The 18,549-nt window shown below is 37.8% G+C and carries 16 protein-coding genes; 11 read left to right on the top strand and 5 right to left on the bottom strand.

Features of this window, described 5'->3' with window-relative positions; all coding sequences use genetic code 11:
* Positions 1-116 precede the first annotated feature (116 nt).
* On the bottom strand, positions 117-2,198 hold the full coding sequence (locus MHH51_RS18325) for an RNA degradosome polyphosphate kinase (RefSeq protein WP_147210657.1): 2,082 nt from the start codon (positions 2,196-2,198) through the stop codon (positions 117-119).
* Positions 2,199-2,389: 191 nt separating this feature from the next.
* Positions 2,390-3,925 carry an exopolyphosphatase gene (gene ppx, locus MHH51_RS18320; protein WP_339282853.1) on the bottom strand — a complete coding sequence of 512 codons (1,536 nt, stop codon included), beginning with the start codon at positions 3,923-3,925 and terminating at the stop codon, positions 2,390-2,392.
* A gap of 173 nt (positions 3,926-4,098) precedes the next feature.
* Between ppx and MHH51_RS18315 the strand changes: the two genes are divergently transcribed.
* The 7 genes from MHH51_RS18315 to MHH51_RS18285 all read left to right on the top strand — a co-directional run bounded on the left by MHH51_RS18315 (position 4,099) and on the right by MHH51_RS18285 (position 10,080).
* A complete protein-coding gene (locus MHH51_RS18315; RefSeq protein ID WP_147210655.1) occupies positions 4,099-4,383 on the top strand; it encodes a hypothetical protein in 285 nt (94 codons plus the stop codon).
* Between the two features lie 387 nt (positions 4,384-4,770).
* Positions 4,771-5,532: a hypothetical protein gene (locus MHH51_RS18310; protein ID WP_339282852.1), complete on the top strand. Its 762-nt coding sequence runs from the start codon at positions 4,771-4,773 to the stop codon at positions 5,530-5,532.
* Positions 5,533-5,684: 152 nt separating this feature from the next.
* A complete protein-coding gene (locus MHH51_RS18305) occupies positions 5,685-5,996 on the top strand; it encodes a hypothetical protein (protein WP_339282851.1) in 312 nt (103 codons plus the stop codon).
* Between the two features lie 251 nt (positions 5,997-6,247).
* A complete protein-coding gene (locus tag MHH51_RS18300) occupies positions 6,248-7,252 on the top strand; it encodes a substrate-binding domain-containing protein (RefSeq protein ID WP_339282850.1) in 1,005 nt (334 codons plus the stop codon).
* Positions 7,253-7,308: 56 nt separating this feature from the next.
* Positions 7,309-7,935 (top strand): bifunctional 4-hydroxy-2-oxoglutarate aldolase/2-dehydro-3-deoxy-phosphogluconate aldolase, encoded by a 627-nt coding sequence (locus MHH51_RS18295; RefSeq protein WP_147210651.1) that lies wholly within the window; start codon positions 7,309-7,311, stop codon positions 7,933-7,935.
* 54 nt (positions 7,936-7,989) lie between these two features.
* Entirely contained in the window at positions 7,990-8,940 is a 951-nt protein-coding gene (locus MHH51_RS18290) for a sugar kinase (RefSeq protein WP_339282849.1), read from the top strand.
* A gap of 177 nt (positions 8,941-9,117) precedes the next feature.
* Entirely contained in the window at positions 9,118-10,080 is a 963-nt protein-coding gene (locus MHH51_RS18285) for a Gfo/Idh/MocA family oxidoreductase (RefSeq protein ID WP_147210649.1), read from the top strand.
* A gap of 224 nt (positions 10,081-10,304) precedes the next feature.
* Here the strand turns inward: MHH51_RS18285 and MHH51_RS18280 are convergent, their stop codons facing one another.
* Positions 10,305-10,775 (bottom strand): Hsp20/alpha crystallin family protein, encoded by a 471-nt coding sequence (locus MHH51_RS18280; RefSeq protein WP_339282848.1) that lies wholly within the window; start codon positions 10,773-10,775, stop codon positions 10,305-10,307.
* Between the two features lie 235 nt (positions 10,776-11,010).
* Between MHH51_RS18280 and MHH51_RS18275 the strand changes: the two genes are divergently transcribed.
* Together MHH51_RS18275 and purU are read left to right on the top strand one after the other, a co-directional pair.
* Entirely contained in the window at positions 11,011-12,486 is a 1,476-nt protein-coding gene (locus MHH51_RS18275; RefSeq protein WP_339282846.1) for a hypothetical protein, read from the top strand.
* Between the two features lie 186 nt (positions 12,487-12,672).
* Positions 12,673-13,566, top strand: coding sequence for a formyltetrahydrofolate deformylase (gene purU / locus MHH51_RS18270; protein ID WP_339286319.1), 894 nt, complete (start codon positions 12,673-12,675; stop codon positions 13,564-13,566).
* Between the two features lie 51 nt (positions 13,567-13,617).
* Here the strand turns inward: purU and MHH51_RS18265 are convergent, their stop codons facing one another.
* A complete protein-coding gene (locus tag MHH51_RS18265; protein ID WP_339282844.1) occupies positions 13,618-15,033 on the bottom strand; it encodes an alanine/glycine:cation symporter family protein in 1,416 nt (471 codons plus the stop codon).
* Positions 15,034-15,478: 445 nt separating this feature from the next.
* On the bottom strand, positions 15,479-16,876 hold the full coding sequence (locus MHH51_RS18260) for a PLP-dependent aminotransferase family protein (protein WP_339282842.1): 1,398 nt from the start codon (positions 16,874-16,876) through the stop codon (positions 15,479-15,481).
* A 114-nt stretch (positions 16,877-16,990) separates the two neighbouring features.
* Between MHH51_RS18260 and pdxS the strand changes: the two genes are divergently transcribed.
* Positions 16,991-17,881, top strand: coding sequence for a pyridoxal 5'-phosphate synthase lyase subunit PdxS (gene pdxS, locus MHH51_RS18255; protein ID WP_147210643.1), 891 nt, complete (start codon positions 16,991-16,993; stop codon positions 17,879-17,881).
* A 30-nt stretch (positions 17,882-17,911) separates the two neighbouring features.
* Positions 17,912-18,514: a pyridoxal 5'-phosphate synthase glutaminase subunit PdxT gene (gene pdxT, locus MHH51_RS18250; protein WP_339282841.1), complete on the top strand. Its 603-nt coding sequence runs from the start codon at positions 17,912-17,914 to the stop codon at positions 18,512-18,514.
* Positions 18,515-18,549 lie beyond the last annotated feature (35 nt).

Here is an 18,549-nt window from a genome sequence, read left to right as displayed (position 1 = left end):
GAATCGGATGGAAAAATTTAATCAGGGACATTAGGAATATGCTTGGCTGGAATAAAAATAGAAAATCAAAGGTTAGTTTTAAACTGTCTTTGATTTTCTATTACGCCGTTGCATTTCTACACAAAAACATCCATTGCCTGTTCAAATAACTTTAATTGGCTGTTTAACGTACTATTATCATTAGAGATAACATAGGAATACGTCCCATCATTTGCCTGCTTCCTTGCTTTTACGGAATCATGCAGCATCAAATCCAGAATAGAAGAAATACGTTCCTTAATACGTCTTTCGAAGATTGGGAACATGAGCTCCACACGTTTAACCATATTTCGTGTCATTAAATCTGCAGAGGATAAGAATATATTCACTTCACCATTATGGTGGAAGTAATAAATCCGGCTATGCTCCAAAAAGCGGCCGACAATACTGATTACACGAATGTTTTCGCTTATATCTGGAATACCGGGACGCAGACAGCATATCCCCCGGACAATCAAATCAACTTGAACGCCAGCCTGTGAAGCTTCGTAAAGCTTTTTGATTAAGGATTTATCTGTTAGAGAATTCATTTTAGCAATAATCCGGCCATTATTAAACTGCTTGTGAAACTTAATCTCCCGGTCAATATACTCTAATAAATCATTACGGATATCAAAAGGCGCCATGGAAAGATGATGAAAAGCAGGCTTCTCCGTATATCCGCTCAAATAATTAAAGAAATTTGTCGCATCAACCCCAAATTTTCTTTTTGTAGTTAAATAAGACATATCGGTATAGAATTTGGCGGTTTGATCATTATAATTTCCAGTCCCAAGATGGACAACACGTTCAATCCGATTATCCTGTTTACGTACAATTAACGTGATTTTACTATGCGTTTTCAAAGAAATCATTCCATAAATAACATGACAGCCGGCTATTTCCAACTGCTTGGCCCATTCTACATTATTTGCTTCATCAAACCGCGCTTTTAATTCCACCAGAACAGTTACTTGTTTTCCGTTTTCAGCCGCTCGCTTTAAACTGGCAATAATCGGAGAATCTCCACTGACACGGTAGAGCGTCTGCTTAATTGCCAGTACATCCGGATCATCAGCAGCTTCCCGCATAAGATCAACAATCGGCTCAAATGATTCGTAAGGATGGTGGAGAAAGAGATCTCTTTTTCTGACTGCTTCGAATACAGTCTCGTCCTCATGAATATCTTGTGCAGGCTGCGGGATGAAGGTTTCATAAATAAGCTGCTCATGGTCATGCTTTACTTGATTATAGAAATCATTTAGGCACGTTAAATCAAGTGGTCCATCAACAATGTACAGATCCTTTTCATGAATTTCCAGCTCATGAAGCAGAAACGGGGTAATATTCGGATCCTGTTCCATACTATTCATTTCAAGGCGGACAGCCGCTCCGAATTTTCGCTTTTTCAGCTCTTTTTCAATTTCTTTCAATAAGTCATGTGCACTGTCTTCATGGATATTCATATCTGCATTTCGTGTAATGCGGAAAGTACTTGTTGAAATAACACGATATCCTTTAAAGAGCTTATGAATAAAATAACGAATGACATCTTCTAATAAAACATAATGGTGATGCTCGTTATTAATCCGGATAAAGCGATCCAGTAAAGCAGGTACCTGAACAATAGCTGTTTTTTTATGAAGCTGTTCTTGTTCATATTCATCCTTTAATTGAATGGCAAGGTTTAAAGATTTATTTAACAGCATAGGAAAAGCGCGGTAGGCATCGATTGCCATCGGTGTAAGAATTGGATAAACCTGCTCATCAAAATATTGCTCAAGAGAATATATTTCTTCTGCTGATAAATCACCCATTTGAAAAAGTTGAATCTGTTCTTCTTCTAATTGCTCCTGTAACTGTTTATACAGCCTGTATTGCTGTTCTACCAGATTATGATTAAAGGATGCGATAGCAGAGAGCTGCTGCTTGGGGGTCAGATTCGATTTGTCATCAGGACGGTTAAATCCTGCCTTTACCTGATCCTTTAACCCGGCTACACGAACCATAAAGAATTCGTCCAGATTTGATGAAAAGATAGATAAAAACCGCAGCCTTTCGAGTAATGGATTACCTGAATCAGCTGCTTCTTCTAATACGCGTTTATTAAATGAGAGCCAGCTCAGCTCCCTGTTATTGTAAGAGGCAGGTGAGCTGGCTGTTTTTGTATGTTGACCCATAGAACACCATCCCTTTTATAGTCCTATATATATCATAAGCTTTCTCTATATAAAGTATGTTAAAGTGGTGTAAAATTTGTGTGAACAATCCTGGGTTACTGGAGGTGTATTGGGTACATACCTCCTTACAAAAATAGATAAATAAACCATTTCGTAAAAGTAATAAACTGAAACATCACTCAGCAGAGATTTTACATTTGGCTATCTGCGATAAATTCTAATTCAACATCTTTACCAATGGCTTTTTCAAGATGTTTTTTCTGCTTTTCTGCCTGATATTCTTCCGGCATTGCATTTGCTTTTGTATATACTCGGATAAGAATGTTCTTTTTCTTTAATTTAAAATCAATCCGGTCTACGATTTGCCTTCTGGTAGCATCCAGACAGTAGGTGAATTTTAATAAAGAACCCAGCTCCAACAGCTTCCTCCGCTCGTCTTTTAAAAACCATGACTTATATGGCTGGATGAATTGATTAAAAACAGTTTTGTTTTTAAAAGATGCAACAAGTGCAAGCTTCACACGTTCCCGATGCTCCAAACCATCAATGGTACGGTTGGCAAGGAGATAGAAAGTATGCTGAGGACTTGATTCGGAATCAATATATTCGCCAAGATTAAATAAAAAACTCGCCATTTTAAGCAGTTTGCGGTCCTGCTTGTCTAATTGAATAAGCCCATTCTCTTTACAAAAATCAAACACCTGCTCAGTTAAATTCTGGACATGCCGGATATGTTTTCGATCCAGATCATAATCATTTACAAGCTCTTGTATACTTTCTTCCAGAACGTTCGGATAGAGAGAGGAATCAGACTCTTTTGCTAAATGTTCATATAAAACGCCATCCCGTAATCCTTTCCGGCTTAAAACCAAGCTTTCTGCCTGGATCGTCTGATAGAGACAGTGAAAGACTTCAATTGCCGGAATGATAATATCCGCCCTATCTTTAGAGAGACCTTCTACTTTTGCTAATTTAGATGGTTTTAACGAGGTTAAGTAACTGCTTACTTCTATAATATCCTTTTGAAACATCTGATACTCATGCAGCCCTGCTAATGGGTAAGACTCCAGGTTTTGATGAATTTGTGCCAGGTTTCTAGCACTTCCACCGATAGCAACTAATTTCACTTCTCTATCCTTAAGCCATGGAAGTGTTGCAAATTGTTCCCTTAAATATTGGCGCAGTGTTGTGATTTCTTCTGTAGTCGGAATGGATTTTTTAAAGAAATCTTTTAAAGTAAGCGCACCAAAAGGAAAACTGTGTGAGTCCTTTAATTCACGATTCTCAAAATAGGTAACCTCGGTACTGCCGCCTCCAATATCTACTGTAATTCCTTCTTTTAGAGATGTAGAATGAACAACAGCCAAGTAACCATAGTAGGCTTCTTCTTCTTCGCTTAAAATTCGGATATTCAATCCTGTTTTTTGCACGATTTGTGTTTCAATTTCCTTTTTATTCACGGCTTGCCGGATAGCAGCAGTAGCCGCACAAATTGTGTCTTGCAGTGTATAGGTTGCCAGCACTTCCTGAAAACTTTTCAGTGTATCTATTAAACGGTCAATTCCTGCTTGATTTAATGTATTATCTTCTTCTAAAAAACTTCGCAGCCTGGAGGAGGCTTTGACATTCTCTATTTCTTTCAGACGGTTGCTCTTTGTTTTTTCGTAAATAACTAAACGCATTGTGTTTGAGCCGATATCAATAATGGCATAATTCTGTGTCTTCATTTTTCCGCCTCCTGTTTTTTCATCGCTTCTTTTTTTCAGTTTACCATATTTTTTAGCGGAAGAAGTCTAAAAGTCAGTGGTATTATCAGAAAAAGGGGAATAATTTGATTATCATTTTCTGGGTGGATGCATAACATGGTAGGAAGCAATCGGGAGAGGAGTGTAGTAATAGAATGAATGAAATAAATTTACATTCAGGAAATCAGCAGGCAATGTATCCAAATGAATTTTATAACGATGCCGGATTTAACAATCACATATATAATTATGATACCAGGCGTCCATTTTATCATCATGGTCCAGGACCTTTTTTTGGCAATCCTGTTTTGGGATTTGGGGTCCCGTTTCTGGGAGGGCTGGCAACAGGACTATTGCTTGATGGTGCAGGGGGACCACCGCCATTTTACCCGTATCCTCCTTATTATCCGTATCCGCCGTATAGTTATTATCCTTATTGATAATAGATCTGTTTATAGTATCTACTGAAAAGGTAAGCAGAGAATTTCTGCTTACTTTTTATGGATATATCAGTTATGACGACTATCCAAGTGTGAAAGTCCAGTATGGGGGGCATGTCATATCACGGTTTGGGCTTTTTTATGTGAAAAATCTTCGCAGCCTTTTCTAATCTAAAGCTTTAAAAAAAGGACAAGCTTATCTTTATTTGATAATGAATATTTTGTTAAATAACTAGAGCTTAAAACCTGCTTGAACAATTTGTGAAATGAAATAATATTCTCATATATTCTGAAATTTTCGTTACAACTTCCTGCTTCGATATATAATTAAGTAATGGCTTACAAAAAGTTATTGATTAAAAATTCGTGAAAGAAGGAAAGATGCTGATGAATCGGAATTTATTTAAATCTTTCTTTGTTCTTCTTTGTTTGTGTTTAGCAATAGCTCCCTTTACTTTGGCAAATGCTGAATCACAAGATGAAGATTTGTATGATAGGGATGAGCTCATACTTGGTGATGAATTAGCCGAAGACGAGGAAATCGAACTTGATGATGAGGATGTATTGATTGGCGAATTTACAAACCCGATTGAATTGTACTATGAAGATTTTGAGAGTAAAGAAGAATTAGAAGCAAAAGTAACAGAATTTCTTAATGACGAGTCCGTTTCAGGAGTTCAAGTTATACCTAAAGAAGAGAATATGTTACCTCTACAAGCTGTTCGATTACCGGGAGAATGGTATAAGTACTATAAGTACGGTAATTCAAAAATAAAATTTTTAAAACGAAGTAACAAATTTGGCCCAGCAGTTAATAGCGTTGTCAGTGATTCGGGAATAACTATCCATCTTAATGATAGTAATAGTTATCCGGCCATTTACTCTGGAAACTCTGGCTTAAATGCATCAATTATTTCTATGATAGTTGGCTTTAACGTTACAGGTTCTTATACTGTATCATTCTCTGGATCTTATACAGTCCCTGAAAAAGTCAACAATAAAAAGGTAGAAAGTGTCCAGCTTAACTCAAAATTAATATATCAAATGGTTTCTTATACTGTCGTAAGTCCAGCTCATCCAAACGGCAAGACCGGGACAGCTAAAAAATCTGTTGGTATTTATTATGAGAAAGAAACAACTTATAAGTAATGATAATTTTAAGACTGCCATTTGGCAGTTTTTATTTTGCATAAATATGGAACAACTCTATTTTTCGCATAGCAAAGCCAAGCCCACTCATTTTCTGGGTGAACACATACACTAAAAGAGGATTGGATAAAAGAAAGAGGAGTGAGCATGAAATGGATAAGGCACATATGCTTCCCGCTAATCAGATGAATCATCAGAGTAATATGGATTCCCGACTCTTTTTTGGAGGACCAGGATGGGGTCCGGGATTTTTTGGTCCAGGATTTTATGGACCAGGTTTTTTTGGCCCTGGTCTTATTGGTCCGGGATTTGGAGGTCCGTATTATGGAAACCCGGTCTTTCAATACGGAATACCGTTTCTAGGTGGAGTAATCACAGGGATGGCTATTGATAATTTCCCGCGTTATAGCTCTGAGCCATATGGATATCCAGCTCCATATTGGGGAGGAAATCAATCTGTTTAGATTTAAAAGGAATGCTAAGCTTTAGCGCTATAAGGTGATTAGGTCTGGAGAAAAGGAAATTTTTAATGGTAAAGGGGATCAAATCTATGTATCCTTAGAAAATACATAGATTTGATTTTATCCAGAATATAATGAGGTAATTCAATTAATACTTGTAAAACGTTTTCAATTTGTTTATACTTATACTAAATCGGTTTACTAAACCGATTTAGTAAGGTTCGTTTTAAAATAATTTTTAATAGGTGAAGCAGATGAAAAGAATAACAATGACAGATGTTGCCAAGCAAGCCGGGGTATCTAAAAGTACTGTTTCGCAGTATTTAAACGGAAGATTTGAATATATGAGCAAAGAAACCCGAACGAAGCTGGAGCAGGCTGTAAAGGAATTGAACTATCAGCCCAATATGGTAGCCAGAAGCCTAAAGCAAAAGTCTTCAACAACCATTGGTGTCATTGTAGCAAATATACTTCATGTATATTCAACTCAGGTTATTCGGGCGATTGAAGATTTATGCCATGAAAAGGATTTTCACCTTATTGTGTGCAATGCAGATGATCAGCCGGAGAAAGAGAAGAAGTATATTGAAATGTTGAAAGCAAAGCAGGTGGACGGGATAATTGCTTTTCCGACCGGTGGCAATGTAGCACTGTATCAACAGCTGACAGAGGAAGGATACCCAATTGTATTTATGGATCGGATTGTCGAGGGGCTGAAGGTCGATACAATTCTATTAGATAATAAAAAAGCCGCAGCCCTTGCAGCAGATGAGTTAATGCACAAAGGCTACAAGCATATAACAATGGTTGGTCCTCCTTTTACACATCAGGTTACTCCGAGAGTTGAGAGAGCGCAGGAATTTATCAAAAAAGTACAGGAAGAAGATAACCATATGCTGAAGCTCTCAACGATTAATGGAGAAATCAGAGAAATTAAGGAAAAGCTGCAGGAACTGTTTCAGCAAAAAGAAAGACCGGATGCTATTTTTGCAATGAATGACTTGACCTTGCATGAGGTACTATCCTTTTTGAAAAAGGAAAAGCTGCTGATACCTTCAGATGTTGCTGTAATTAGTGTGGATGAGGTATCATTTGCTGCGTTTTATACCCCTCCTTTGACAACTATTTCACAACCGGCGTTTGAAATGGGGAGAAGAGCAGCGGAGATTTTATTTACTTTAATTCTAGAGCCGAACAAACAGCATCGTTCCAAAATAATCCGGTTTGAACCAGCATTGAATCGGAGAGAGTCCTGCTAAGAAAATTATCAGCAGAAAACAGAAAGATGGACAAGCTTAAAAAGGAGGAGTTTTTGATGAATATTATAGAAGGAATTAAACGGGAAAAAGTGGTTGCTGTTATCAGGAAATCTAACAAGGATAATATTGTGCCTATACTGGATGCTTTGGCACAAGGAGGTATTCACCATGTAGAAATTACTGCAGAAACACCAAATGTCAATGATATTATCGCAGAAGCAGCTGCTAACGCCGACGAGTCGGTTAAGGTGGGAGCTGGAACAGTATTAGATCCGGAAACAGCAAGAGCTGTAATTTTAGCAGGTGCCTCTTTTGTTGTTGCACCAACGTTAAATAAAGATACGTTACAGTTATGTCAAAGGTATGGGGTGGAGCATATTCCGGGCGTTTTTACACCAACAGAAATTTTGACAGCATATGAGCATGGTGCCCGCATGGTGAAGGTATTTCCTGCTGAAGCAGCCGGACCTCGATATATCAAGAATATTCTTGGGCCGCTTCCGCATGTAACGGCAATGGTTACAGGAGGGATTACTAAGGATAATCTAAAAGACTATCTCCGAAACGGGAGTGCAGCAGTTGGTCTCGGAAGTAATTTAGTAGATGCATCTAAACTAAAAACGGAAGATGATTATCATGCTTTAACTGAACGGGCAAAGGAATTTATTGCATTAACAAAATAATAAATTTTTATCAACAAACAGATACTTATAGAATTTCTGCTGGGAGGAAGAGAAATGATTGATGTAATTAGTATGGGAGAAGCAATGGTTGTCTTTAATCCAGATATAAAAGGGCCGATGAAATTTGTTAACGGTTTCCAGAAAAATATTGGCGGTGCAGAATTAAACCTGGCGATTGGCTGTTCCCGGTTAGGATTAAAAACGGGTTTTATCAGCAGACTGGGTAATGATGAATTTGGAAAATCTATCCGCACATTTGCCAGAGGAGAGCAGGTTGATACGTCTGAGCTTAAGCTTGTAAAAGGTTACCCTACTTCTGTGTATTTTAAAGAAATTATGGAGGATGGTAATGTACAGACATTTTATTATCGGGACAAATCACCAACGCTGACGATGAAGCCGGAGGAATTAAATGAATCTTATATTAAAAATGCACGTGTGCTCCATATCACAGGAATTTTCCCTGCCATCGGGGGAGATAATTTAAATGTCATGATGGAATCAATCCGGCTTGCCAAAAAACATGGATTGAAAGTATCTTTTGATCCAAATATCCGTTTAAAAATGTGGACAAAAGAAGAAGCAAGAAAAGTTTTATTAGATATTCTTCCACATGTGGATATTTTGCTTGCCGGAGATGAAGAAATGAATATTATTATTGGAGAAAGTAATCCTAAAGCAATCATTAAAAAAACAAAAGAAATTGGAATTCCAACTATTATTGTAAAACGCGGAGAACATGGATCTGCCGGATACCATCAGGGACAGCTCATATATGCAGATCCTGTGAAGGCAACAAAGGTTGTGGATACAGTCGGTGCAGGTGATGGATTTAATGCCGGTTTTTTATATGGTTATTTGCATGATTGGGATTTAGAACGCTCCCTCCACTTCGCAAATACAATTGGCTCTATGGTTGTAAGTATTACCGGAGATAACGAGGGTTTGCCGTATTACGAGGATGTGCAGGAAAGGCTTGGCGAAATAGAGAAAGTAGAACGGTAAAATGTCTTCAAAAAGGGTTAGGGATTGCAGCAGGCAGTAATTTTTACGATTTTTCTGAAGATGACTTGCATTCTATGTTATGATAGGGGTAAGCATTTTTTGCATAAATTGTATAAAAGGATGCTTTTAGTAAAGCTATCAATTGTTTAAAATGATAAACAAGAAAGGTTGATTAGTATGAAACTGGGCACAATTGGGTCGGGTAAAATTGTTCAGGAAATGTTACGGGCAATTGAACCGATTGAAGAAGTAACTTGTGTTGCTGCATATTCCAGAAAACAAGAAACAGCTGATGAATTAGCTGGAGAGTATCAAATTCCTAAAACGTATACATCCCTTGAAGATTTTTTTGCTGATGAGGAGATGGATACCGTATATATCGCTTCCCCCAATAAGCTGCATACAGAGCAGGCGCTCCAAGCTGTGGAGAACCATAAGCATGTGATTTGTGAAAAGCCATTTACACCGAATGCAGCGGATGCAAAAAAATTAAAAGAAGCAGCGGAACAGAATAATGTGTTTATTTTTGAGGCAATCCCGACGCTGTTCTTACCTAACTTTTTAGAGCTGTCCAATCATATTGAACGGTTAGGACAAATTCGGCTAATTCAATGTAATTATAGCCAATATTCCAGCCGTTACGATCAATTAAAAGCTGGCGAGGTAACAAATATGTTTGATCCTGCATTTGCTGGCGGTGCATTATCTGATATTAATATCTATAATCTCCATTTTGTATTGCGTTTGTTTGGTAAGCCGACAGAGGTGACATATAAAGCAAATTTATTTGAAAATGGGATAGATACCTCAGGGATTGCTTTACTCTCTTATTCTGGATTTCAAGCAAGCTGTGTTGGCTCAAAGGACACTACAGGGGAAAATTTTGTTTCCATTCAGGGAGAGGACGGGTATATGTATATTAAGCCCGGTGCAAATGGCGTGAATAATGTAAAAATCACAATTGATGGTAAAACAAAGGATATTTCTGTAAAACAGGACCGCGCACGACTTGCTTATGAGTTTATTTATTTTAATAAAATCATCAAAAAGAATAATAAAAAATCATATGATGAATTAATAAATCATACTATCGCAGTTGCTGAGGTTTTAGAAGACGCACGTGCCCAGGCAGGGTTGTAAGCCCGTCCTGAGTTAATCAAGAAATAAAGGAAATAGTTTTTCCGTATCTAATCAGCAAATGTCTGCTATCTTCAATCGGGACAACCTTCCGCAGGAATTCTCAATCTTCTCCTGAGGAGAGATTGTCCATAATAAAATATAAACTTAATCGCCGTATAGACTTACTATACGGCGATTTTTTCATCATTTATGGAGGACTTTTTGCATATAATTCTGAATGTGCGTTATTCTTCAATATCTATAAAATGGGATGATATGGATTGTTTCGGAATATTTATGATTAAAATTCCATTTTCAAGGGTTGCTGTTGTGCTATTTTTTGGTATATTAAAAGGGAGTGTGATAATTCGTTCTTTTTGCTGGATGGATGTTTTATCAATGTTCTTCGTATCTGTGCTTAATGATAGGCTTTCTTTCTTCTCTAATTTTATTTTAATACGGTTACCTATCATTTCAATTCGAATATCCTGACGGCGGTATCCGGGAACCTCTGCTTTTACATAAATGTTGTTTTCTTCTTCGATTATTTCTGCGGGAAAATCATTAAGTATCTGACCCTGGAAGGATTTAAAAGAACGTGAAAATAAATTATCCATTCGATCCATAAATTGTTGAAAGGGGGCAAAATCAATATTCCAGTTCTCAGGGAATACTTTTCTTTTATCAGAATGAGAATCATGCTTATTAGAATTCATCAACAAACCTCCTTTATCTAACTTTTGATTTTCGTGATAAAACTATTCTATGCAGGCAGGGTAAAAGCCGTGTGCAAAAAAAGAACCGTATATCTAATCTGAAATCATTATAAATTATCTTATTTTATCTACATCAGAAATACATAAGCTGGATAAGGAGAAATATAAAAATAAGGGAGAGAAAAAATTGAGCGATTTTTGTAAAGAATGTGGGAACCCCATTTCGGAAGGGGCTATGTTTTGTAAGAATTGTGGAGCAAAAGTAAATAAAATCCTTTCAGAAAGTGAGTCTCAAAAAGAACAGGCAGCAACAAATAATCAAGCAGAATCGCAGGTATCAACCTCGCAGGATAAATCAGAAAATTCAACACAGTACGGACAGGAAACGCCAAAAGAAAAGAAGCCACTATCAAAAAAGCAAAAACTGATTTTTAGTCTTGCAGGTGTCTTAGCAATTGCTGGAATTGGATTTTATATTTGGGGTAATTCGTATTACGCGGAAGAAAAAGTTGTTGAAAGATTTGTAGAAGCTTTAGTAGAAGAGGATGCGGATGAATTACATAGTCTTGTACGTATGAATGGAAATGAAATTTCTGAAGAAGAGGCAAAAGCATTGGCACAGCTGGCAGGAGAAAATCACAGAAATGTGAATATCAATGAGAACCGTCCGGAACGGGTAATATCTGATGGCACTCTTTTTTCTGTAGAAGAAGCAGATGAAAAAGGAATGCTTGTCTTTACGCAGTATATTATTGAACTGGAGCCGCAATATGTATCTATCAACTCTGACTTAGAAGATGTTCAAACAACCTTTAATGGGAAAGAGTTTGATATCAGTGAACAAACAAGCTATTCCATAGAATACGGCCCAATTGCACCAGGAGCTTACGAGGCAATAAGTAAGATAAGCACAGATTTTGGAGATTTAGAAAAGGAGCAGACAGTGGTTTTAGCTGATTATTATAATTCATCTTCTTTGGAATTTGATGTATCAGAGGTCACTATCTATCCGAATCTGGAGACAAATTTACCGTATGATGAAATCACCTTTACAATAGACGGCCAGCCGGTAGAAATTGATCTTACAGAATACTCTGTTGATATCGGTCCTATATTGACAGACGGCTCATTAACATTGGACACAAATGTTGAAACGCCGTGGGGAGCAATGGAAATGGACCCTGTTGCTATTGATGACCGGTTCGTTGATGTAAATATTGATTTCTTTAATGATACAATTAAAGAGGATATGGCAGATTCCGTTGTCCAGTTTGCTGAGGAATATATTGCAGCTATTGCGAATCATGATACTTCTAACATGGAATACGTATCAGACTATGTAAAAGAGGATATGGAATTTGATTTTGAATATTTTTCAGATGAGCTTTACTTTGAAGGGAGCTTAGATGAAGTTGGTATCAGCTTTGCAGATTTAGAAGAAATGTATACGTACAGTGATGATGGACCATATTTTGAGGTGCCGGTGGAATTATATGTGACAGGTGCATTGGAAGAGGGAGCTGACCAGGAAGAAGGCGCTTTGCCGCTCCTGCTTGAAATCAGATACCAGGACGATAAGTGGATAGCTGAAAGATTATATGATTCCAGCTACACTACAGCAACAGAGTTCGAATTATATGATGGATCAGGAGCAGTATATGAAGCTTCAGGTTCAAGCAGTGATGACGCAGACGATGAAGAGGATGAATAAAATATAAAGCGTAGGGGCTGGAGAATATCTGAATCGATGTTCTCCAGCTTCTTATATATTTGATAAGGAAGCAGTTAGAAAAAGATCATACTGAATATTTGTATAAAAAAACTTGACCTGACAGCCACTTATCCGCTAATCTATACTCTACGAATAATATAGAAGCGAGGAAGTCAGACAGTGAATATGTACACAGATAAACGGGCAGATTTTTATAAAGACCGTTATGAAAATAGAGCAAGATTAATCATTAAATGTCCTGATCAGCCGGGCATTGTCTCTGCAATTTCTACTTTTTTATGGAATGAGCAGGCAAATATTGTTTCATCTAACCAGTTTACAGTAAATCCAAAAGGCGGAGAATTTTTTATGCGCCTTGATTTTGAATATCAGCCGGGAACAAATGTTGAAAAGCTGCAGAAGGAATTCCAGGAGGTAGCAGAACGCTTTCAAATGGAATGGCGTTTAAGCCTTGTTCATGAGTTGAAAAATATCGCTATCTTTGTTTCTAAAGAGCCGCATTGCTTATTAGAGCTTCTATGGGAATGGCAAAGCGGGGACTTAATGGCAAATATTCCAGTGGTTATCAGCAATCATGAAAATTCTCGGGAAATGGTTGAAGCATTAGGAATTGATTTTTATCATTTGCCGGTTACAAAAGAAACAAAACAAGAGATAGAGGCGAAGCAAAAAGAAATTTTAGAGGATTATGACATTGATCTAATCGTTCTTGCAAGATACATGCAAATCCTTTCGCCGACATTTGTTGAGGTATTTAAAAACAGAATTATTAATATCCATCATTCTTTCCTGCCCGCTTTTATCGGGGCAAAGCCGTATGAACGTGCTTTTGAAAGAGGAGTGAAAATGATTGGTGCAACATCCCATTATGTAACAAATGATTTAGATGAGGGGCCAATTATTGAGCAGGGAACAGAGCCAGTCAGCCATGAGCATAATGTCGATGATTTGAAGAAGATTGGACAGTCCATTGAACGCCGGGTGCTGGCACAGGCTGTTAAGTGGCATTTAGAAGATCGTATTATCGTATATGGAAATAAAACAATTGTATTTGAATAAAAAACAAAGAGGTGGAATCCAATTGATTCCACCTCTTTGTTTTAAAAATAATTAATTCTTTTCTGTTTCGCGTTCCCAGCATTCAATGCCGGACTGGTCATCTAAAATGTCTTTATAAAATACAGGATCTTTTCCTTCTTTCCGCTGTTTCATGTAATCCTTTAATAAAATATTGGCTTTTTTAAACAAGACTGTGATGGCAAATAGGTTTAGTAAGGCAAGCAATGCCATAAAAATATCCGCCAATAGCCAGACAAGATCAAAGGATGCGAATGTACCGAAGATTACCATCAGTATTGCAGCAATTCGATATAGAAAAATCAATACCTTGGAATTTTTAATATAAGCCAGATTGTTTTCCCCATAGTAGTAATTTCCAAGGATAGATGTAAAAGCAAATAAGAAAACAGAGATAGCAATAAATATACCAGCCCAGCCTCCTAACATTTGTGTGAAGGCTGTTTGTGTTAAAGCAATTCCATCTGCATCACTGCCGGCAAAACCGCCTGCAGACAGAATAACTAAACCAGTGGCAGTACATACAAGCAGTGTATCAAAGAAAACACCTAATGCTTGTACTAATCCTTGTTTGACGGGATGACTCACATCAGCAGTTGCTGCAGCATTTGGTGCTGCTCCCATTCCAGCTTCATTGGAGAAAAGTCCACGACGGATACCCAGCATAATAGCAGCTCCGAAGCCTCCGCCGGCAACCTCACGGATACCAAATGCATTTTCAAAAATTAATACAAACATATCAGGAATTGCAGTGATATTTAATATAACGATAATCAATGCAAGCCCGACGTAAATAATTGCCATAAATGGAACAATAATTTGTGAGACGTTGGCAATACTTTTTAAACCGCCAAAGATAACTGCTGCTGTCAGGATTGTCAGGATAATGGCAATCCAGATCGGGCGGACGTTAAATTGTGAATCGAATGCGATACTTATTGTATTTGACTGTACCGAGCTGAATACAAATCCATAGGTGAAGGTAATCATAATCGCAAAAATAATTCCCAGCCAGCGTTTATTCATACCTTTTTCCATATAATAAGCAGGACCGCCGCGATATTGATTATTATCTTTTTCTTTGTAAAGCTGTGCTAATGTGCTTTCTACAAACCCGGATGCTGCACCGATAATGGCGATAAGCCACATCCAAAATAAAGCACCAGGACCGCCTAAAGCTATCGCCGTTGCCACTCCTGCCATATTTCCTGTACCTACCCGGGAAGCGGCACTGATTGCAAATGCCTGAAAAGAACTAGTTCCCTTCGTACCAGATGCATCATAAGAACGTTTGTCGAATACAGTACGAAACATTTCCGACAATAAACGAAATTGGACAAATCCAGTCCTGAAAGTGAAGTAAAGTCCTACTCCAATTAATACGACAATCAGGATATAAGTCCAGATAAAATCATTAAAATGATTTAAAATTGTATAAATAAAATCCATTAGTATCTTCCTTTCTGGTTGAAGACTGCTTCTTTTGCTGTGTAAATCTGCGGGAATATTAGAAATGAAGCAAGGTAAAATTAACACTGCATAGGGTACCTTGCTTTGTAAGGAATTTCTAAGCTGATGAAAATGTCAAGGAATGTAATACTGTACACTGATAGTATTAGATAAAGACAATACATTATAGCACAGATTTATAATAGTTCCATTAATTTTTAAAGAGGGGAATAATTGTAAAAATTCATAGAAGTAAGAGTGTTTTGTAGCAATGAAAAAACTTCTTATCCATAAAGATAACTTATAGATGAAGAAGTTTCTTCTACACTATGCAAATGCTTAAAATTATTATAGATTTTATGATGGAAAAATAAACTAGGTATCAGTTTCATTAGAAAGGCGGTCATACCAAAGTTTTTTTATTTGGTCTTACTGGGAGTTTCCTTTATGGCTGAAAGATAGTAATAAGGTGTTGTACTGCTTTCTCTATTTCCCGTTCCTTCATTCCTGCAAAACCGATCACAAATTGCGGGTGTGAGACAACAACATTTTTAGATGCATAATAGGAGATTGGATAAAGCTTGATTCTTTGTTGGACGGCTCTTTTCATTATCTCTTCTTCCGTTAATCCATTTCGTACTTCACAGACGACATGGAGACCGGATTGTTCGCCCAAAAGCTGGATAGAAGGCTTATAAGCCTCGAAAAGCTGCTGTACGAACTCAAATTTCTTCCTGTAGATTTTTCGCATCCGATTCAAATGTTTTTCAAAATATCCTTCCTGAATAAAGTGTGCCAGTACGTGCTGGTCAATTCGTGAAACCGTAGAATGATGAAAGGAAAGTCTGCTTCGATACTGCTCTAATAATGTTTTTGGCAAAATCATATAACTGATCCGCAAAGATGGAATTAATGATTTGGAAAAGGAGCCTAAATAAATAACCCGGTCATTAAAATCCATTTTTTTCATGGGAGGAATTGTTTTCCCTACATATCGAAATTCACTATCATAGTCATCCTCGATAATAAATCTGTTCTCTGCTTCATTTACCCATTGTAATAGCTGATTACGCCGGTTGATAGAAGTAACTGTTCCATATGGGAAATGATTGGAAGGAGTTACATAGATATAATCAGGCTCTAAAAGACGGACTGCTTCAATAGAAACCCCTTCTTCACCCATATCTAAGGCTCGTCCTAAAAAACCAAAATGTGTAATTAATTTCACCATCAATTGATAGCCGGGATCTTCAATTCCAAATATAGTTGAGCCTGGCAGTAAAGAAAGAAGCTGGTGCATTAAAACCTCAATCCCTGCTCCTACAACAATTGTATCTGGATCGCAGTCAATCCCGCGTGCGTGATACACATAGTGTGCGATAGCTTCACGCAGCTCCTTGTCTCCTTGAGGATTGCCAAGTAAAAGTAAATCATGATTCACTTCATCAATAACATGTCTGTTCAGACGTCTCCACTGGGAAAAAGGAAATGCTTCGGTATCAATTTTATTTGGAGAAAAATCAAATAAAATTGCTGGTTCCTTCTCAAGTTTAGGATCTTCTTTTTTTATTGGATGCTCCACAAATTCTAAATCTCCATGTGCCAGGACATAAAACCCTTTTCTCGGGCGTGATGTAATATATCCTTCTGCCACAAGCTGTTCAAAAGCTGTTTCTACAGTGTTTTGACTGACTTCTAAATGGTTGGCGAGTTTACGCTTAGAAGGCAGCTTTTGCCCATAGGGAAGCCGCTCCTCCACAATTTCCTGTTTTATAAACTCATAAAGCTGTTCATATAAAGGTGTACTTATTGTTTCATCTAAATGGACAGATAATAGATCCATTTTCCCCCTCCTTTAAAACTGACCTCATTAAAATATATAAAATTGGCACTTTCATTCATGTCATATTATTTTTATAATAATAAAGAATCAGTAAAGAATCTAGGGGGAAATAACATGACAGATCGAGTTACAGGTACAGAACGTGTAAAAAGAGGAATGGCGCAAATGCAAAAAGGCGGCGTAATTATGGATGTTGTCAACAAGGAACAGGCAAAAATCGCAGAAGAAGCGGGTGCTGTTGCAGTAATGGCATTGGAAAAGGTTCCATCTGATATCCGTGCTGCCGGGGGCGTTGCGAGAATGGCAGATGTAAGCATTGTAGAGGAAGTAATGGAAGCTGTATCTATTCCAGTTATGGCGAAGGTTCGTATTGGTCATATTGTGGAAGCACGTGTGCTGGAGTCGCTTGGTGTGGATTATATTGATGAAAGTGAAGTGCTTACGCCGGCGGATGATTTATTCCATCTGGATAAAAAGCCATTCACTGTTCCATTTGTATGCGGATGCCGTGATTTAGGAGAAGCAGCCCGCCGGATTGGCGAGGGTGCATCGATGCTGCGCACAAAAGGCGAGCCGGGAACAGGAAATATTGTGGAAGCAGTACGTCATTTACGTGAAGTACAATCGCAGGTAAGAAGAATTGTACATATGAACGAGGATGAACTCATGACAGAAGCTAAAAACCTTGGCGCTCCATTCGAAATTTTACTGCAGATTAAAGAAGCAGGCAGACTGCCAGTAGTAAACTTTGCAGCAGGCGGTGTAGCAACTCCGGCTGATGCTGCGCTTATGATGGAACTTGGAGCAGACGGCGTCTTTGTCGGGTCAGGCATTTTTAAATCAAAAAATCCTGAGAAATTTGCCCGTTCTATTGTAGAAGCGACAACGTATTATCAGGACTATCAAAAAATTGGCGAGCTTTCTAAGGACTTAGGAGAAGCGATGAAAGGGATTGATATGAAAACACTACGTCCTGAAGACAGAATGCAGGATCGCAGTTTTTAAGTGATGTTGAAGGAGAAAGAGGTGAACAGCATGAGTAGAAACAAGTACAGGATCGGGATTCTAAGCATGCAGGGAGCAACAGAGGAACATGCCGGTCAACTGCGTGATTTAGGACACGAGCCGATTCTTATTAAAAATAAAGAAATGCTGGAGAATGTAGATGGATTAATTATTCCAGGTGGAGAAAGTACAGCTATCTGGCGTTTGATGAAGAAAAATAATCTTATTGAAGCTGTTCAGCAATTCGCTCAATTAAAAAAGCCGATCTTTGGAACCTGTGCAGGTCTTGTGCTTCTTGGTAAAAGTCAGGTGGAAACAGAAGAACCAGTAAGCTTGAAGCTGATGGATATCCAGGTGAAAAGAAATGGATTTGGCAGACAAAAGGACAGCTTCGAAGCAAACTTAGATGTAAAAGGGATAAAGGAAGCTTATCCGGCAGTATTTATCCGTGCACCATATATTGAATCGGTTGGAGAAAATGTAGAGGTTTTAGCTGCGTATGATAATAAAATTGTGGCTGCAAGAGAAGATAATTTACTTGTAGCGGCTTTTCATCCGGAACTGACTGATGATAACCGGTTCTTGGAATTATTTCTTTCGATGGTGGGAGAGAAGTCGGTGTTAATGACTTAATTAAAAGGAATTCCAATGGTTTTAAACCTTAAAAG

Origin of the sequence: Oceanobacillus sp. FSL K6-3682 (assembly GCF_037976165.1) — a bacterium.
Classification (GTDB): Bacteria; Bacillota; Bacilli; order Bacillales; family Amphibacillaceae; genus Oceanobacillus; species Oceanobacillus sojae.
Note: the sequence above shows the minus strand (reverse complement) of the source record. Positions and strands in the feature narration are given on the sequence as shown.